Here is a 16,170-nt window from a genome sequence, read left to right as displayed (position 1 = left end):
TGCTCGACCTGGCCCCGGGCCAGCGCGTGCTGGACGCCTGCTGCGCACCCGGCGGTAAGACTTGTCACATCCTCGAAGTCGAAAAAGACCTGGCCGGTGTCGTCGCCGTCGACCTGGAAGCCAAACGCCTGGTGCGCGTGCGGGAAAACCTCGCACGCCTGGGCCTGAACGCCGAGCTGATCGCCGCCGACGGCCGCGACACCGCCACCTGGTGGGACGGCAAGCCGTTCCAGCGCATCCTGCTCGATGCGCCGTGTTCCGCCACCGGCGTGATCCGTCGCCACCCGGACATCAAGCTGACCCGCCAGCCCGACGACATCGCAGCCCTCGCCGTGCTGCAAGGCGAACTGCTCGACGCGTTGTGGCCGACCCTGGAAGTCGGCGGCATCCTGCTTTACGCCACCTGTTCCACCTTGCCCACCGAGAACACCGAGGTCATCGCAGCCTTTCTCGCCCGCACCAGCGGCGCACGGGAGCTGGACCTCGCTACGGCAGCCGGCATCAAGCAGCCCCACGGTCGCCAATTGCTTGCGCAAGAAGGCGGGCACGATGGCTTCTACTACGCCAAGCTGATCAAGATCGCCGCCGCACGCGGCTGAACGGTTTAAAGGGAGTGACCGGATGAAAATCATCATCCTTGGGGCAGGGCAGGTCGGTGGCACGCTGGCCGAACATTTGGCCGGCGAAGCCAACGACATCACCGTGGTCGACACCGATGCCGAGCGCCTGCGCAACCTGGGCGACCGCCTGGATATTCGTACCGTACAGGGCCGTGCGTCGTTTCCTACTGTGCTGCGTCAGGCGGGTGCCGACGATGCCGACATGCTGGTGGCCGTGACCAACAGCGACGAGACCAATATGGTCGCGTGCCAGGTCGCCCACACGCTGTTCCACACCCCGACCAAGATCGCCCGGGTGCGTGAAGCCGCCTACCTGACCCGCGCCGGCCTGTTCGACAACGATGCGATCCCGGTGGACGTCCTGATCAGCCCGGAGCAGGTGGTCACCCATTACATCAAGCGCCTGATCGAAATTCCCGGCGCCTTGCAGGTGATCGACTTCGCCGACGGCAAAGCGCAACTGGTCGCCGTGAAGGCCTATTACGGCGGCCCGTTGGTCGGCCAGCAACTGCGCCAGCTACGCGAGCACATGCCGAATGTGGAAACCCGCGTGGCGGCGATTTTCCGGCGTGACCGGCCGATCCTGCCCCAGGGCGACACGGTGATCGAGGCCGACGACGAAGTCTTCTTCATCGCCGCCAAAGCGAATATTCGTGCCGTGATGAGCGAAATGCGCCGTCTCGACGAGACGTATAAACGCATCGTCATCGCCGGTGGCGGGCAGATTGGCGAACGCTTGGCCGAGGCCATCGAGAGCCGCTACCAAGTGAAGATCATCGAGATGAGCCCGGCGCGCTGCCGGCATTTGTCCGACACCCTCGACAGCACCGTGGTCCTGCAAGGCAGCGCCTCGGACCGCGACCTGCTGATGGAAGAAAACATCGCCGACGCCGATATCTTCCTGGCCCTGACCAACGATGACGAGGCCAACATCATGTCGTCGCTACTGGCCAAGCGGCTGGGGGCGAAGAAGGTGATGACCATCATCAATAACCCGGCGTATGTCGACCTGGTCCAGGGCGGCGATATCGACATCGCCATCAGCCCGCAGTTGGCCACCATCGGCACCTTGCTCACCCACGTGCGCCGTGGCGATATCGTCAGCGTACACTCGCTGCGCAGGGGCGCGGCGGAAGCCATCGAGGCGATCGCCCATGGCGATTCGAAGTCGAGCAAGGTCATCGGCAAGGCCATCCGCGACATCGGCCTACCGCCGGGTACCACCATCGGCGCGATCATTCGCGATGAAGAAGTAATCATTGCCCACGACGACACGGTAATTGCCACCGGCGACCATGTGATCCTGTTTTTGGTGGATAAAAAACATATCCGCGATGTGGAGAAGCTGTTCCACGTGGGGCTGAGCTTTTTCTGATTAAACGGAGTACACCGACATGCTCGAATCCCTGGAGAAGATGCTGGCCAAGGGTGTGGATAACGCACTGCTGCGCTTTGGGCTGGGCAAGGGTTATCTGGACCTGAAGGACAACGCCAAGGCGGCCGAGCATTTGCACAAGTGTGTCGAGTTTGATCCGAAGTATTCGGCGGCGTGGAAGTTGTTGGGTAAGGCGCAGTTGGGATTGGAAGACCGTGCGGCGGCACGCTTGGCCTGGGAGCAGGGGATTGCGGCTGCTCAGGCCCATGGCGACAAGCAGGCCGAAAAAGAGATGACGGTGTTCCTGAAGAAACTCGACCGCCAGGCCTAAGTAGAACTCAAATGTGGGAGGGGGCTTGCCCCCGATAGCGGTGTGTCAGTCGATGCATATGTGACTGAACCACCGCTATCGGGGGCAAGCCCCCTCCCACATTGTTTTGTGTTGCCCTTGAGTCAGTACCAACGCGCCTCACCCGGCGGGCGTTTCTTGAAGCGCTTCATGCTCCACATGTACTGGCTCGGGTAGGCGCCGACATAACGCTCCACCACTTTGCTCATCGCCGCGCAGGAGGTGGCGGTGTCGGTGCTGTACATGTCTTCCGGCGCTGCTTCCAGGATCACTTTGTAGCCTGAACCGTCCGGCAGGCGCAGGGCATGCAGGAACACGCCGACCGCCTTGTGGCCCGCGAGCATGTTCGGTACGAACTTGCTGGTCAGCGCCTGGGTGGCGAAGAACGGCACGAAGATCCCCGCCGATTCCGCCGGCTCCGGGTCGGCCGGAATACCCACCTGGCCGCCTTTGCGCACTTCCTTGATCACGCTGAGGATGCCTTCTTTGGTGGACGCAGCCACGCGGTTACCCAGTTGCACGCGTTGCTTGCGCAGCAGGTCATCCACCGCCTTGAGCTTCGGCGGGCGGTAGAAAATGATCGGTTTGCACTGGCTGCAATAGAAGTGGTTCAACACCTCCCAGTTGCCCAAGTGGCTGGTGATACCGACCACGCCTTTGCCCGAGGCCAGGGCTTCGTGGAGGACTTCCAGGCCTTCGACTTCGCGCACCAGGTCAATGGAGCGTTGGGCCGGCCAGATCCAGGCGCAGGCGCTTTCGGTCAGGGACTTGCCGATGTCCATCAGGCTGCGGCCTACCAGGCGTTCGCGCTCGGCCGGGTCCATCTCCGGGAAACATTTGGACAGGTTGATCCGCACCGTGTCGCGGGAGCGGTTGGGGGTTTTCCACATGATCCAGCCAATCGCCGAACCTACGGCTTGCACGGCGCGCCAGGGCAGCAGGGCAAATAACCGGAGAGCGCCTACCAGCAAGGCGCCTTTAAACTTTTCCACAGGTCACTCCTGATCGTGTGTGGTGCGCAAAGCGCGCATTCTAACCGGCGTTGGCCAAGTCCGCGTAACGGTCACAGTCCCGGGTGTGGTCCATGACCATGCCCGAGGCCTGCATGAACGCGTAGCAAATGGTCGGCCCGACAAAGGTGAAACCGGCTTTTTTCAGGGCGCGGCTCATGGCCTCGGCCTCGGGCGTAATCGCCGGGACTTCGCTGCGGTCCTTGAAGTGATTGACCTTAGGCACGCCGCCGACAAACGACCAAAGCAACCCCACCGGGTCCTCCAGCGCGAGCCAAGCCGCGGCATTGCGGCGGGTGGCGTTGAGCTTCAGACGATTGCGCACGATGCCCGGATCAAGCATCAACGCTTCGATTTCGGCATCGCTCAGCCGCGCCAGGCGCTGCGCATCAAAACCGAACAAGACCTTTCGATAATGCTCGCGTTTGCGTAAAACGGTGATCCAGGACAGGCCCGCCTGGAACCCTTCGAGCAAAAGTAACTCGAACAAACCCTGCGCTTCGCGCAGCGGCGTTCCCCACTCCTGATCGTGATAAGCCATGTACAGCGGATCTTCAGAACACCAAAAGCAGCGTGGCATAAGGCTCCAGGGGATGGTGGCGCGGCCGAATCGGGTATACTCCCGCTCTTTAAATCGCAGCCCAAGTAACAGGTGAATTTCGTGAGCCAGCCTACGCCAGCCGTGCGTACCTTCCAAGACTTGATCCTCGCCCTCCAGCAGTACTGGGCCGAGCAAGGTTGTGTGGTACTTCAGCCCTACGATATGGAAGTAGGCGCCGGCACTTTCCACACCGCAACATTCCTGCGGGCCATCGGCCCGGAAACCTGGAACGCCGCTTATGTGCAGCCCAGTCGACGCCCGACTGACGGCCGCTACGGCGAAAACCCGAACCGTCTGCAGCATTACTACCAGTTCCAGGTGGTACTGAAGCCGAACCCGGACAACTTCCAGGAGCTGTACCTGGGCTCGCTGAAACATGTCGGCCTGGACCCGCTGGTCCACGACATCCGTTTCGTCGAAGACAACTGGGAATCGCCGACCCTCGGCGCGTGGGGCCTGGGCTGGGAAGTCTGGCTCAACGGCATGGAAGTCACGCAGTTCACCTACTTCCAGCAAGCGGGCGGCATCGAGTGCTACCCGGTGACCGGCGAGATCACCTACGGTCTCGAGCGCCTGGCCATGTACCTGCAAGGCGTGGACTCGGTCTACGACCTGGTGTGGGCAGACGGCCCGTTCGGCAAAGTGACCTACGGCGATGTGTTCCACCAGAACGAAGTGGAGCAGTCGACCTATAACTTCGAACACGCCAACGTCGAGAAGCTGTTCGAACTGTTCGACTTCTATGAAAGCGAAGCCAAGCGCCTGATCGAACTCGACCAGCCGCTGCCGTTGCCGAGCTATGAAATGGTGTTGAAGGCGTCCCATACCTTCAACCTGCTGGATGCCCGCCGCGCCATCTCGGTGACTGCGCGCCAGCAATATATTCTGCGTGTACGCACCCTGGCGCGTTCCGTCGCCCAAGCCTACCTGCTGGCACGTGCCAAGCTGGGCTTCCCGATGGCAACCCCGGACCTGCGTGATGAAGTGTTGGCTAAGCTGGAGGCTGCACAATGAGTGCTCAAGATTTTCTGGTTGAACTGGGCACCGAAGAGCTGCCACCCAAGGCGCTGAACACCCTGGCCGATGCGTTCCTGGCCGGTATCGAAAAAGGCCTGCAAAGCGCCGGCCTGAAGTTTGAGGCGAAGCAGGTCTATGCCGCGCCGCGCCGTCTGGCGGTGTTGTTGACCGCGCTGGAAACCCAGCAGCCGGACCGCAGCATCAACCTCGACGGCCCGCCACGCCAGGCTGCCTTCGACGCCGAAGGCAAGCCGACCCAAGCGGCACTGGGCTTTGCCAAGAAGTGTGGCGTCGAGCTGAGCGAGATCGACCAGAGCGGCCCGAAACTGCGCTTTAGCCAGGTCATCAAAGGCAAGCCGACGGCCAGCCTGTTGCCGACTATTGTCGAAGACTCCCTGAACGACCTGCCTATCCCCAAGCGCATGCGCTGGGGTGCGCGCAAGGAAGAGTTCGTGCGTCCGACCCAGTGGCTGGTGATGCTGCTCGGTGACCAGGTCATCGATTGCACCATCCTTGCCCAGAAAGCCGGCCGCGATTCCCGTGGTCACCGCTTCCACCACCCGCAAAGCGTGCGTATCACCGCGCCGGCCAACTACCTCAACGACCTGCGCGCCGCCTATGTGCTGGCCGATGCCAACGAGCGTCGCGAGCTGATCAGCAAGCGCACTGAAGAGCTGGCCCGCCTGCAGGAAGGCACCGCCATCGTGCCGCCAAGCCTGTTGGACGAAGTGACCGCCCTGGTTGAATGGCCAGTGCCGCTGGTGTGCTCGTTCGAAGAGCGTTTCCTCGATGTACCGCAAGAAGCCCTGATCATCACGATGCAGGACAACCAGAAGTACTTCTGCCTGTTGGACGTGGACGGCAAATTGCTGCCGCGCTTCATCACCGTGGCCAACATCGAAAGCAAGGACCCGCAGCAGATCATCGCCGGTAACGAGAAAGTCGTGCGCCCGCGCCTGACCGACGCCGAGTTCTTCTTCAAGCAAGACAAGAAGCAGAAGCTCGAAGACTTCAACCTGCGCCTGCAAAACGTGGTGTTCCAGGAAAAACTCGGCAGCGTCTACGACAAGGCTGTGCGCGTTTCCAAACTGGCCGCCTACATTGCTCCGCGTATCGGCGGTGATACCGCCTGGGCCGCGCGTGCCGGCCTGCTGTCCAAGTGCGACCTGGCCACCGAAATGGTTGGCGAGTTCCCGGAAATGCAAGGTGTTGCCGGTTACTACTACGCCCTCAACGACGGCGAGCCGGACGATGTCGCCCTGGCCCTGAACGAGCAGTACATGCCGCGCGGTGCCGGCGCCGAGTTGCCGACCACCCTGACCGGTGCGGCCGTGGCCATTGCCGACAAGCTGGACACCCTCGTCGGTATCTTCGGCATCGGCATGCTGCCCACCGGTAGCAAAGACCCGTATGCCCTGCGCCGTGCGGCCCTGGGCGTGCTGCGTATCCTGATCGACAAGAAGCTCGACCTCGACCTGACCCAGGCCGTCGTGTTCGCGGTCGGCCAGTTCGGTGGCAAGGTCAAGCAAACCGGCCTGGCCGAGCAAGTGCTGGAGTTCGTGTTCGACCGCCTGCGTGCGCGTTACGAAGACGAAGGCGTGGACGTTTCGGTGTACCTGTCGGTACGTGCCCTGCAACCGGGTTCGGCGCTGGACTTCGACCAGCGTGTGCAAGCCGTACAAGCCTTCCGCAAACTGCCGGAAGCCGATGCCCTGGCCGCCGTGAACAAGCGTGTGTCGAACCTGCTGAGCAAGGCCGAAGGCCTGGGCAACGCCGATGTCGACCCTGGCCTGTTCGCCGATGCCAAGGAGTTCTCGCTGAACTCGGCCATCGCCAAGGCAGAAAATGCGGTGAAGCCGTTGATCGCCGAGCGTAACTACGCCGAAGCACTGGCGCGCCTGGCCACGTTGCGTGAGCCGGTGGATGCGTTCTTCGAAGCGGTGATGATCAATGCCGAAGATGCCGGCGTGCGGAAAAACCGCTACGCCATGCTGGCGCGTCTGCGCGGTCTGTTCATCAACATCGCAGACATTTCCGTACTGGGCTGATCATGTTGAAACTGCTGATTCTCGATCGGGACGGGGTGATCAATTACGACTCCGACGCTTACATCAAGTCGGTGGAGGAATGGATCCCACTGCCCGGCGCGATTGAGGCCATCGCGCAGTTGAGCAAAGCCGGCTGGACGGTGGCCGTCGCCACCAACCAGTCCGGCATCGCCCGCGGCTACTACGACATCGCAACCCTGGACGCCATGCACGCGCGCTTGCGCACGTTGGTGGCGGAGCAGGGCGGTGAGGTAGGGCTGGTGGTGTACTGCCCCCACGGGCCGGATGAGGGCTGCGAATGCCGCAAGCCCAAGCCCGGCATGTTGAAAACTATTTCAGAACATTACAACGTGCCCCTGGCTGGGCTATGGTTCGTCGGGGACAGCCTCGGTGACCTGGAGGCGGCCAAAGCCGTCGACTCTCAGCCAGTTTTGGTAAAGACCGGGAAAGGCGAAAAGACCCAGGCGAAAAACCTGCCGGTAGGCACCTTGATTTTTGACGATCTGGCGGCGGTTGCCGCAGAACTTATCAACAACTAGCCACCCTCGACTTCCTGACCAAGGATTGTTCGGGAGTGCGCCTTTAACAGGCGGGCTGTGTCCCGCAACGGTAAATGCCGCCATGTCGATTTTGCAGGCCATCAGAACCTTCTTCTTTTACCTGCTGTTGGGCACCAGTTCGTTTCTCTGGTGCACCCTGAGCTTTTTTATCGCGCCTTTCCTGCCGTTCAAGGCGCGCTATCGCTTCATCAACGTCTATTGGTGCCGCTGCGCGTTGTGGCTGACCAAGGTGTTCCTGAACATTCGCTTCGAGGTCAAGGGCGCGGAAAACGTCCCGGATCAGCCCTGTGTGATTCTGTCGAACCACCAGAGCACATGGGAGACGTTCTTCCTCTCGGCGTACTTCTCGCCCCTGAGCCAAGTGCTCAAGCGTGAGCTGCTGTACGTGCCGTTCTTCGGTTGGGCCATGGCGATGCTGCGCCCGATCGCCATCGACCGTGACAACCCCAAGGCGGCGCTCAAGCATGTGGCCAAAAAGGGCGACGAGCTACTCAAGGACGGCGTTTGGGTACTGATCTTCCCGGAAGGTACGCGTGTGCCCTACGGCACCGTCGGCAAGTTCTCACGCGGCGGCACTGCGTTGGCCGTCAACGCCAACCTGCCTGTTTTACCGATTGCACACAACGCCGGCAGGTTCTGGCCAAAAACCGGTTGGTTAAAACGTGCAGGCACCATCACCGTGGTGATTGGGGAACCGATGTACGCCGAAGGTGAAGGGCCACGTGCAATTGCCGCGCTGAATGACCGCGCTGCAGCCTGGAATGAAGCCCAGCAACGTGCCATGGGTTCGCTACCGCCGAAGCCGGTGGTGGTGGACACGCCGGTAGTCTGAGAATCTGTGGATAACCTGTGTACGGTTTGTTCGAAAAACGCCATTTTTTCTTCATAACAAGCTGATTTACTTAGATATTTCCAGAACTCATAAAAATACAAAAACCGTGCATAAGTATTTTTTTGCATAAAGAAACCGGTCCTTGAGACCGGTTTTTTATACACAGCGCAAAAGCCCGTTTTGTCAGTCTTCCAGCAGGGGCAGTTGCAAGGTGAATGTGGTGCCTTTGCTCACCACGCTTTCGCAGCAGATACGGCCACCATGACGCTCCACGACGGCCTTGACCATGGTCAGGCCCAACCCAAGGCCTTCGCTGCCTTGGGCGGAATCGAAGCGGCGATACTGGCTGAACAGTTCCGGCAAATCCTCTGCCGCAATGCCTGGGCCCTGGTCGCTGATGCGACATTCCAACCAACCTTGCGCGCTGCCGTGGCTCAACCTCACGGTGGTTCCGGACGGCGAGTATTTGATCGCGTTCTCCAGCACGTTGAACAATGCGCGGGTAAGCAGGGACTGATCGGCCGACACCATGCCTTCATCCGCCTCGTCCAGGTCGTTGACCAACTGGATGCCCTTGAGCTGGGCGATCACCGCCACTTGGTCAAACGCATCCATCACCAGCATGGCAAATAGGGTTGGCTGGAAGTGGTAGCCGTCAGCCTCGGCTTTCGCCAGCTGTACGAACGATTCGGTGAGGCTCAAGGCGCGTCGAACCTGCTGCTCAATCTGGGCAAACACCGGGGACTCAGCGTTATGCACGTCCAGCAACGCGAGGATCGCCGAGTGCGGCGCACGCAGGTCGTGTGACAGGAAGCGCAGCATGGTTTCGCGGTGTTGCTGGGCTTCGCGTTCCTTGCTCAAGTCGGTCAGGCTAAGCAACCAGCCGAGGGCGATATCACCTTCAGCGGGCAGCAGGGGCGCGATTTCCATGCGCAGGCTGCGTTGGTGGATGTCACGGAACTCCACGATTTCCAGGGCTGACAGGGCCGGGCGCACGCCGTTATGCAGCGGCGGATAGCCCAGGTCGGCGAGTTGTTCGAGCAGGTTTTCGTTGACCAGATCATTACCGAATACTTCGCGGGCAATACGGTTGGCCAACAGGATGTTGCCCCTGGGGTCGGTGATCAGGGTCGCCACCGGTAGGCATTCAAGGCCATCGGCCATGAAGCGTCGGGTGTCACGGGTCCGACTAACGGCCTGCTCCAGGGCAAAGATGCGCCCTTGCAACACATCGCCTTTGTTCGCGGGCGCACGGCGGCGCTCGGGCAGCACCTTGGGTTCGTTGTCCAGTCGCGCCAGTTCCCAGCCAAAGTACGCGAGGATCACGCTCAAGCGGCGCCAGTTCCAGATCAGGTAGCTGAGCAACAAGCCGATCAGGCACGCGGCGGGCGACCACCAGTGACCAAGGCGTAACAGCGCCCACGCGCCGAGCAATGCGCCGGCCATGCACCCCAAGGTCATCCACAGGGCGTAGCGCGGACGGTACAACAATAGGCCTAGCAGCAACGCTACCCAGGCGGTTGCAATCAGTGCCGCGAGCCAGCCGGGGAGATCGACAATGCTGCGCTCCTGCAACAAGCCGTTGAGCACATTGGCCTGGATCTCCACGCCCGCAGTGGTATCTGGAGTGGAGGAGAGCGGCGTTACAAAACGGTCACCCAACCCATAGGCGCTCGCGCCCACCAGGATCAGGCGGTCACGCAGCAACTCGGCCGGTACTTCGCCGTGTAATACGCTGACATAGGACACACTGGGAAACGCATGTTGCTCAGACGTGAACGGGACACGAACCCTGAATTCCCGATGCCAGCGCTGAGTGTTGGGTTGCTCGCTGCGCCCAGGCATTTGCGCGGTTTGCCCGCTCAACCTATACGCCTGCCACGCCAACTGCGGGAGGGTGCTCCCAGGCGGGCCTTCGCGCAGATACAGGCTACGGACAGCACCGTCGCTGTCTGCTTCGACATTGATATGGCCCAGTCCCTTGGCACACTTGAGCAGCGGTAACAGCTGCTCGCCTGCCGGGCTTAAGCTCGCGGTGCCATCGCGTTCCAGGGGCAGCAGAACGTTGCCGGCGTTGCACACCGCATCCGCCAGTCGCTGGTCATCGGCGGTGTTACCCGCGTCATTGAAGATCACATCGAACAAGATCGCTGTCGGCTGGGCCGCGCTCAGACGGTTGATCAAGTCCGCATGCAGGCTGCGGGGCCACGGCCATTGACCCAGCTTCTTCAGGCTTTGGTCATCGATGGTCACCAGCAAAATACGCGGATCAACCGGCAGGGGAGTCAGGCGGCGAAGGCTGTCATACAACGGGCTGTTAAAGGCAAGGCTTGAGCTTAAAGACAGATACGCGGTGAAGGGCAGCAACACCAGGCCAATCCACAACCACTCGCGGACCAGGCCGTGGAACAAAAGCTGCGCTTGCGTGGGCTGGCGCTTTTCGGCCTTGCGCCACAGCTTCACAGCGCGACCGCCGGGAACCCGCACCGCTGCTGAAAATGGATAGTTGAAGATGTCATAGACCCGGTTTCTCCGTCCAGGTGGTGCGCGGTGTGGTGCTGAACCCAGTGAAGCTCATTTTGCTCGCCCCAGGGGTTTTCCTGAATGCGTTGGTAGAAACATACCGTACATCGGGGCGCGGTATCAGCTGCGCGCAGGGCTATGCAATGCCAGTAGCACTGATCCTTTTCCTTACGCACGGGAGTCGGTATCTTTCCCACTGAGCCACACGGTTTTCAAAGCATTAACGGCCCTTTGATATCAGCGTACCGAGAGATCCCATGGCTCGTTGAATCTGACCACAATTCTTCAGATTCAATGACCGGCATTCGCGCAGCAAGGACGCCCGCTCTTCGACCGGCCGACAGCTGAAATATTTCAAGTTGAAAGGACCTACCCATGCGTGTCGCAATACTGGATGACGAACCCGCTGAATTGCAGCGGGTGGAACAGACACTGCGACAGATCCCCAGCAGCGCGGAACAGCCCTGGTCCGTGCATTGCTTCGAACGCGGTGAAGACCTGCTGCGCCAACTGCGCCGGGAAACCTTCGACCTGCTGATACTCGACTGGCAACTGCCCGATATCAGCGGTCTCGCCCTGCTGCGCTGGACCCGTGAACACATGGAGTCGCCCCCTGCGGTGATCATGCTCACCAGCCGTGATGCCGAGAGCGATATCGTCACCGCCCTGAACAGCGGCGCCGACGATTACGTCAGTAAACCCTTTCGCCCGAATGAACTCAAAGCCCGGGTCAGCGCCGTTCTACGTCGCCACGGTCTGCAAAAGTCGGCGACCCCTGAAGTGCAAAACTTCAACGACCTGACCTTTGACGATGCCGAACTGACCGTCACCCGCGCGGGAAAACCGATCAACCTGACCGAACGCGAATACCGCCTGGCCAGTTGCCTGTTCGCAAACCTGGCTCGCCCATTGTCTCGCGAGTATCTGTATGAACGGTTCTGGACCCATGAAGAAATGGTCTCGTCACGGCCTCTGGATACGCATATCTACCGGCTGCGAAACAAGCTGGGGTTGACCGCGGATAGGGGTTGGCAACTGTTGACGATCTATGGGTATGGGTATCGGTTGGAGAGTGTGGCCGCAGCATCGGCCGGCTAAAAATACTGATGTTCCACGTGGAGCATTTTTATGGGCAGTGTTCTTTAGCTAATAAAACGGGTCAAACCTCAGCGGAATGCAGTGCTTAAATCGCTGCACGCAATTCACGTGGCGACAGGCCATAGTGTGAGCGAAAGCGCACCGCAAAACGCGAGGCCGAGGCGTAACCGCAGGCACCGGCAATTTCACCAATTGGGCGGGAAGACGTTTGCAACCATTGCAACGCTGTCGCCAGTCGAACGCCCTCCAGAATATGCCTGAAACTATCCCCCTCATTCGCCAGTTGGCGACGCAACGTCGACTCACCCAGGTTCAGGTGTTGTGCGACGCTCGCAACCGTCCAGTCTCTCTCCGGGCTGCCCATTAACATCTGCTAAACTCGTTCGCAAATGGGGTCGTTGCGCCCCATCAGCAGAGGTCCGAGCTGGCCGCCAAGGCACAGGCTTAGAAGAACCGCTTCCCCATAGAGCGTGCGTAATGCGTCCGGCGCGTTCGCATTGATAGAGGCCAATAGCTGATCCCATGCCTGCGTTGTGTGCCTGTCCAGCGGTACGCATAGATCGGTCTTCAGTACACCGCGACGGCTCATGATCTGCTGGCTATATCGGGCGCTGAAGTTACGCAATGTCGAGACGGGAAACGTCACCGCATCGGCTACGTAGTGACCGTGAAGTCCAGGGAAGTTTGAGATACCAAGCTCGCGTCCGGCCGGCATCAGAATCAGATGTTGTGGCCCCGCGCGCATCTCCCTGTCATCCCATTGCAACAGTTTTTCCCCCTGTCGCACTCGACATAAGGTGGTCACGAGCACCGGCACCCTTGGCAAGGTAATGGGCTGTCGCGCCCGTATGACACACGCATCGATAATGTTTTCCCGGTGCTGTATGCCGTCACAGGGGCGCATTGTTCTTAACGTCCGTAAGTTGAAGTAATGGTCGCTTTGGCCAGGGCATTGGCATTGAGCATGTACCCAACCAAGGCACCACTGGCCTCACCGTCGAGTGGTAGCTTATCCACTTTCAATGCCCATACGGTGAATTGATAACGATGGGGTTTATCCCCTACAGGAGGGCAAACCCCGCCAAATCCCGGCAGGCCATAATCGGTTCGCCCTTGTACCGCACCGGCAGGCAGGTTCGCTCCCACTCCTCTCGGCAAGCTATTGGTAGAAGCGGGTAAGTTAACCACCGTCCAATGCCACCAACCACTACCGGTCGGTGCATCGGGATCGTAGACCGTGATCGCGTAACTTTTAGTACCTGCGGGGGCGTTTTTCCAGGAAAGCTCAGGAGACGTATTGCCGCCTTCGCAACCGAAACCTTGGAACACTTCACGACTGCTCAGCGGGCGGTTGTCAGCAATATCCCGGCTGGTCAGTGAGAAGTCGGCAGCGTAACCACTGAGTGCTACTGCCATGGAAAGTGCAGGCAGGACTAATCTGATTTTCATCGCGACTCCATCTGAGTTTTTAGGTGGGCCTCGAGGATAGATTGAACAAAGAGCGGTTACTGTGCCGAAACGCTCGACAAAAGTGCCGAAATGCTCGATTTTTTCAGGCTATCTTTTCGCAGTTGTTACGACCTACGGATGGGCGTCGTCGGAGACCGAATTTTCGAGCACAAAAAAAGGCCAATTCAGAGAATTGGCCTTTTTCCTAAGTTCGTCGATTCATCTATTTGTGAAGATGATCAACTACTTTGAGAACCTACAACTTGGATCAGAAATCCAGGTTAGACACCGCCAACGCGTTGGTCTCGATGAAGTCACGGCGAGGCTCGACCGCATCACCCATCAGGGTGTTGAAGATCTGATCTGCGCCGATGGCGTCTTCGATGGTCACGCGCAGCATACGGCGCTGAGCCGGGTCCATGGTGGTTTCCCACAGTTGATCCGGGTTCATCTCGCCCAGACCTTTGTAGCGCTGGATGGTGTGGCGCTTGGTGCTTTCCGCCATCAGCCAGTCAAGGGCTTCCTTGAATTCCCTGACCTGCTTCTTGCGTTCACCACGCTGGATATAAGCGCCGTCGTCCAGCAGGGTGCTCAGTTGTGCGCCCAGGGTAACGACAGTTTTGTAGTCATTGCTGCCAAAGAAGTCGCGGTTGAAGGTGACGTAGTTGGACAGGCCGTGGGAAATCAATTCGACCTCGGGCAGCCACACATTACGTTCACGGTCTTCACGCAGGCTGGCTTTGTAGACCAGGCCGGATTTCTCGACGGTGCGTAGGCGCAATTCGTACTGGGCCAGCCAATCCTGCATTGCTGCGTGATCGCCCAACTGTTCCAGGCTCACGGCCGGCAGGTAGATGAAGTGCTCGGTCAGTTCCTGAGGGTACAGGCGCGACAGACGCTTGAGGGTCTTCATGACCATGCGGAAGTCGTTGACCAGGCGCTCCAGCGCCGCTCCGGAAATGCCCGGCGCTTCGTCGTTCAGGTGCAGGCTGGCATCTTCCAGGGCCGACTGCGTCATGTACTCTTCCATGGCGTCGTCGTCTTTGATGTATTGCTCTTGCTTGCCCTTTTTGACTTTGTACAACGGCGGCTGGGCGATGTAGATGTAGCCGCGCTCGATCAGCTCCGGCAACTGACGGAAGAAGAAGGTCAGCAGCAGGGTACGGATGTGCGAACCGTCGACGTCAGCATCGGTCATGATGATGATGTTGTGATAACGCAGCTTGTCGATGTTGTACTCATCGCGGCCAATACCGCAGCCCAACGCCGTGATCAAGGTGCCGACTTCCTGGGAGGAAATCATCTTGTCGAAGCGCGCTTTCTCGACGTTGAGGATCTTACCCTTCAACGGCAGGATGGCCTGGGTGCGACGGTTACGACCCTGCTTGGCGGAACCGCCAGCAGAGTCACCTTCCACCAGGTACAGCTCGGAAAGGGCAGGGTCCTTCTCCTGGCAGTCAGCCAGTTTGCCCGGCAGGCCGGCGATGTCCAGCGCGCCTTTACGGCGGGTCATCTCACGGGCTTTACGCGCCGCTTCACGGGCACGTGCTGCGTCGATCATCTTGCCGACAACCAGCTTGGCTTCGTTCGGGTTTTCCAACAGGAAGTCGGAGAAGTACTTGCCCATCTCCTGTTCCACGGCGGTCTTCACTTCGGAAGACACCAGCTTGTCTTTGGTCTGGGAGCTGAACTTAGGGTCCGGTACTTTCACCGAAATAATCGCAGTCAGACCTTCACGGGCATCGTCACCGGTGGTGGCGACTTTATGCTTCTTGGCCAGGCCTTCGGCTTCGATGTAGGTGTTCAGGTTACGCGTCAGTGCGGAACGGAAACCCACTAAGTGAGTACCGCCGTCGCGCTGTGGAATGTTGTTGGTGAAGCACAACAGGTTCTCGTTGAAGCTGTCGTTCCACTGCAGGGCGATTTCCACGCCGATGCCGTCTTCACGCTGAACATTGAAGTGGAACACCTGGTTGACCGCAGTCTTGTTGGTGTTCAGGTATTCAACGAACGCACGCAGGCCGCCTTCGTATTTGAACAGCTCTTCCTTGCCGCTGCGCTCATCCTTGAGGACGATGCCAACACCGGAGTTGAGGAAGGACAGTTCACGAATCCGCTTGGCCAGGATGTCCCAGCTAAAGTGGATGTTCTTGAAGGTTTCAGCCGAGGGCTTGAAGTGGATCTGCGTACCGGTAGATTCACTCTCGCCAACGATCCTCATCGGTTCTTGTGGAACACCATGGATGTAGGTCTGTTCCCAGATTTTGCCGCTACGGCGCACCGTTAGGATCAGCTCTTTGGACAGTGCGTTCACCACCGACACACCGACACCGTGCAGACCGCCGGAGACTTTATAGGAGTTGTCGTCGAACTTACCGCCGGCGTGGAGCACGGTCATGATGACCTCTGCCGCCGAAACGCCTTCTTCTTTATGCACGTCTACCGGAATGCCACGACCGTTGTCGCGCACGGTGATGGACTCATCCGGATGAATGATAATGCTGATGTCGTCGCAGTGACCGGCCAGAGCTTCGTCGATGGAGTTGTCGACCACCTCGAACACCATGTGGTGCAGACCGCTACCATCATCGGTGTCGCCAATGTACATACCGGGACGTTTGCGTACGGCATCCAAACCTTTCAGCACTTTAATGCTGGTCGAGTCGTACGTGTGTTCTTCGCTCATGC

At 59.6% G+C, this 16,170-nt stretch carries 12 protein-coding genes and 2 pseudogenes; 8 read left to right on the top strand and 6 right to left on the bottom strand.

Annotation, left to right across the window (positions count from 1 at the left end; translation table 11 throughout):
• The 3 genes and pseudogenes from L9Z73_RS04455 to L9Z73_RS04445 form a co-directional block, all read left to right on the top strand.
• A pseudogene (locus L9Z73_RS04455) lies at positions 1-599 on the top strand (16S rRNA (cytosine(967)-C(5))-methyltransferase RsmB); the annotation flags it as partial.
• Between the two features lie 22 nt (positions 600-621).
• Positions 622-1,995 (top strand): Trk system potassium transporter TrkA, encoded by a 1,374-nt coding sequence (trkA, locus tag L9Z73_RS04450; RefSeq protein ID WP_247396765.1) that lies wholly within the window; start codon positions 622-624, stop codon positions 1,993-1,995.
• A 19-nt stretch (positions 1,996-2,014) separates the two neighbouring features.
• A complete protein-coding gene (locus L9Z73_RS04445) occupies positions 2,015-2,326 on the top strand; it encodes a hypothetical protein (protein WP_247396762.1) in 312 nt (103 codons plus the stop codon).
• Between the two features lie 122 nt (positions 2,327-2,448).
• On the opposite strand, the gene L9Z73_RS04440 is transcribed toward L9Z73_RS04445, so the two are convergent.
• Both L9Z73_RS04440 and L9Z73_RS04435 read right to left on the bottom strand, forming a co-directional pair.
• A complete protein-coding gene (locus L9Z73_RS04440; protein WP_247396760.1) occupies positions 2,449-3,336 on the bottom strand; it encodes a lysophospholipid acyltransferase in 888 nt (295 codons plus the stop codon).
• A 40-nt stretch (positions 3,337-3,376) separates the two neighbouring features.
• Positions 3,377-3,934, bottom strand: a complete 558-nt coding sequence (locus L9Z73_RS04435) for a DNA-3-methyladenine glycosylase I (RefSeq protein WP_247396758.1) — start codon at positions 3,932-3,934, stop codon at positions 3,377-3,379.
• Between the two features lie 81 nt (positions 3,935-4,015).
• On the opposite strand from L9Z73_RS04435, the gene glyQ reads away from it, so the two are divergent.
• The 4 genes from glyQ (at position 4,016) to L9Z73_RS04415 (ending at position 8,412) form a co-directional block, all read left to right on the top strand.
• Entirely contained in the window at positions 4,016-4,969 is a 954-nt protein-coding gene (glyQ, locus tag L9Z73_RS04430) for a glycine--tRNA ligase subunit alpha (RefSeq protein WP_003213601.1), read from the top strand.
• Complete coding sequence (gene glyS / locus L9Z73_RS04425) at positions 4,966-7,020, top strand: glycine--tRNA ligase subunit beta (protein WP_247396753.1); 2,055 nt, start codon at positions 4,966-4,968, stop codon at positions 7,018-7,020. The genes glyQ and glyS overlap by 4 nt, the downstream gene beginning before the upstream one ends.
• A complete protein-coding gene (gmhB, locus tag L9Z73_RS04420; RefSeq protein ID WP_247396770.1) occupies positions 7,020-7,559 on the top strand; it encodes a D-glycero-beta-D-manno-heptose 1,7-bisphosphate 7-phosphatase in 540 nt (179 codons plus the stop codon). Before glyS ends, gmhB begins: the two co-directional genes overlap by 1 nt.
• An 82-nt stretch (positions 7,560-7,641) precedes the next feature.
• Complete coding sequence (locus L9Z73_RS04415; RefSeq protein ID WP_247396750.1) at positions 7,642-8,412, top strand: lysophospholipid acyltransferase family protein; 771 nt, start codon at positions 7,642-7,644, stop codon at positions 8,410-8,412.
• A 183-nt stretch (positions 8,413-8,595) separates the two neighbouring features.
• On the opposite strand, the gene L9Z73_RS04410 is transcribed toward L9Z73_RS04415, so the two are convergent.
• On the bottom strand, positions 8,596-10,875 hold the full coding sequence (locus L9Z73_RS04410) for a CHASE2 and HATPase_c domain-containing protein (RefSeq protein WP_247396748.1): 2,280 nt from the start codon (positions 10,873-10,875) through the stop codon (positions 8,596-8,598).
• A gap of 435 nt (positions 10,876-11,310) precedes the next feature.
• Here L9Z73_RS04410 and L9Z73_RS04405 point away from each other — a divergent pair, with 435 nt between their 5' ends.
• Entirely contained in the window at positions 11,311-12,033 is a 723-nt protein-coding gene (locus L9Z73_RS04405) for a response regulator transcription factor (protein ID WP_247396746.1), read from the top strand.
• Between the two features lie 85 nt (positions 12,034-12,118).
• Here L9Z73_RS04405 and L9Z73_RS04400 read toward each other — a convergent pair.
• The 3 genes and pseudogenes from L9Z73_RS04400 to gyrB all read right to left on the bottom strand — a co-directional run bounded on the left by L9Z73_RS04400 (position 12,119) and on the right by gyrB (position 16,168).
• Positions 12,119-12,937: pseudogene (locus L9Z73_RS04400) on the bottom strand (helix-turn-helix transcriptional regulator).
• A 5-nt stretch (positions 12,938-12,942) separates the two neighbouring features.
• Entirely contained in the window at positions 12,943-13,482 is a 540-nt protein-coding gene (locus tag L9Z73_RS04395; RefSeq protein WP_247396745.1) for a kinase inhibitor, read from the bottom strand.
• Positions 13,483-13,750: 268 nt separating this feature from the next.
• The gene (gene gyrB, locus L9Z73_RS04390) at positions 13,751-16,168 is read right to left on the bottom strand and encodes a DNA topoisomerase (ATP-hydrolyzing) subunit B (RefSeq protein WP_247396744.1); all 2,418 of its coding nucleotides are present in this window, start codon (positions 16,166-16,168) and stop codon (positions 13,751-13,753) included.
• Positions 16,169-16,170 lie beyond the last annotated feature (2 nt).

This window comes from Pseudomonas emilianonis, from assembly GCF_023072625.1.
GTDB lineage: Bacteria > Pseudomonadota > Gammaproteobacteria > Pseudomonadales > Pseudomonadaceae > Aquipseudomonas > Aquipseudomonas paraveronii.
The sequence above is the reverse complement of the archived record's forward strand: the minus strand, read 5'-3'. Positions and strand labels throughout refer to the sequence as shown.

Coding starts and splice junctions, on each gene's coding strand:
- trkA (WP_247396765.1), top strand. CDS start 622: ATGAAAATCATCATCCTTGGGGCAGGGCAGGTCGGTGGCACGCTGGCC.
- L9Z73_RS04395 (WP_247396745.1), bottom strand. CDS start 13,482: ATGAAAATCAGATTAGTCCTGCCTGCACTTTCCATGGCAGTAGCACTC.
- L9Z73_RS04405 (WP_247396746.1), top strand. CDS start 11,311: ATGCGTGTCGCAATACTGGATGACGAACCCGCTGAATTGCAGCGGGTG.
- gyrB (WP_247396744.1), bottom strand. CDS start 16,168: ATGAGCGAAGAACACACGTACGACTCGACCAGCATTAAAGTGCTGAAA.
- L9Z73_RS04435 (WP_247396758.1), bottom strand. CDS start 3,934: ATGCCACGCTGCTTTTGGTGTTCTGAAGATCCGCTGTACATGGCTTAT.
- glyS (WP_247396753.1), top strand. CDS start 4,966: ATGAGTGCTCAAGATTTTCTGGTTGAACTGGGCACCGAAGAGCTGCCA.
- L9Z73_RS04415 (WP_247396750.1), top strand. CDS start 7,642: ATGTCGATTTTGCAGGCCATCAGAACCTTCTTCTTTTACCTGCTGTTG.
- L9Z73_RS04445 (WP_247396762.1), top strand. CDS start 2,015: ATGCTCGAATCCCTGGAGAAGATGCTGGCCAAGGGTGTGGATAACGCA.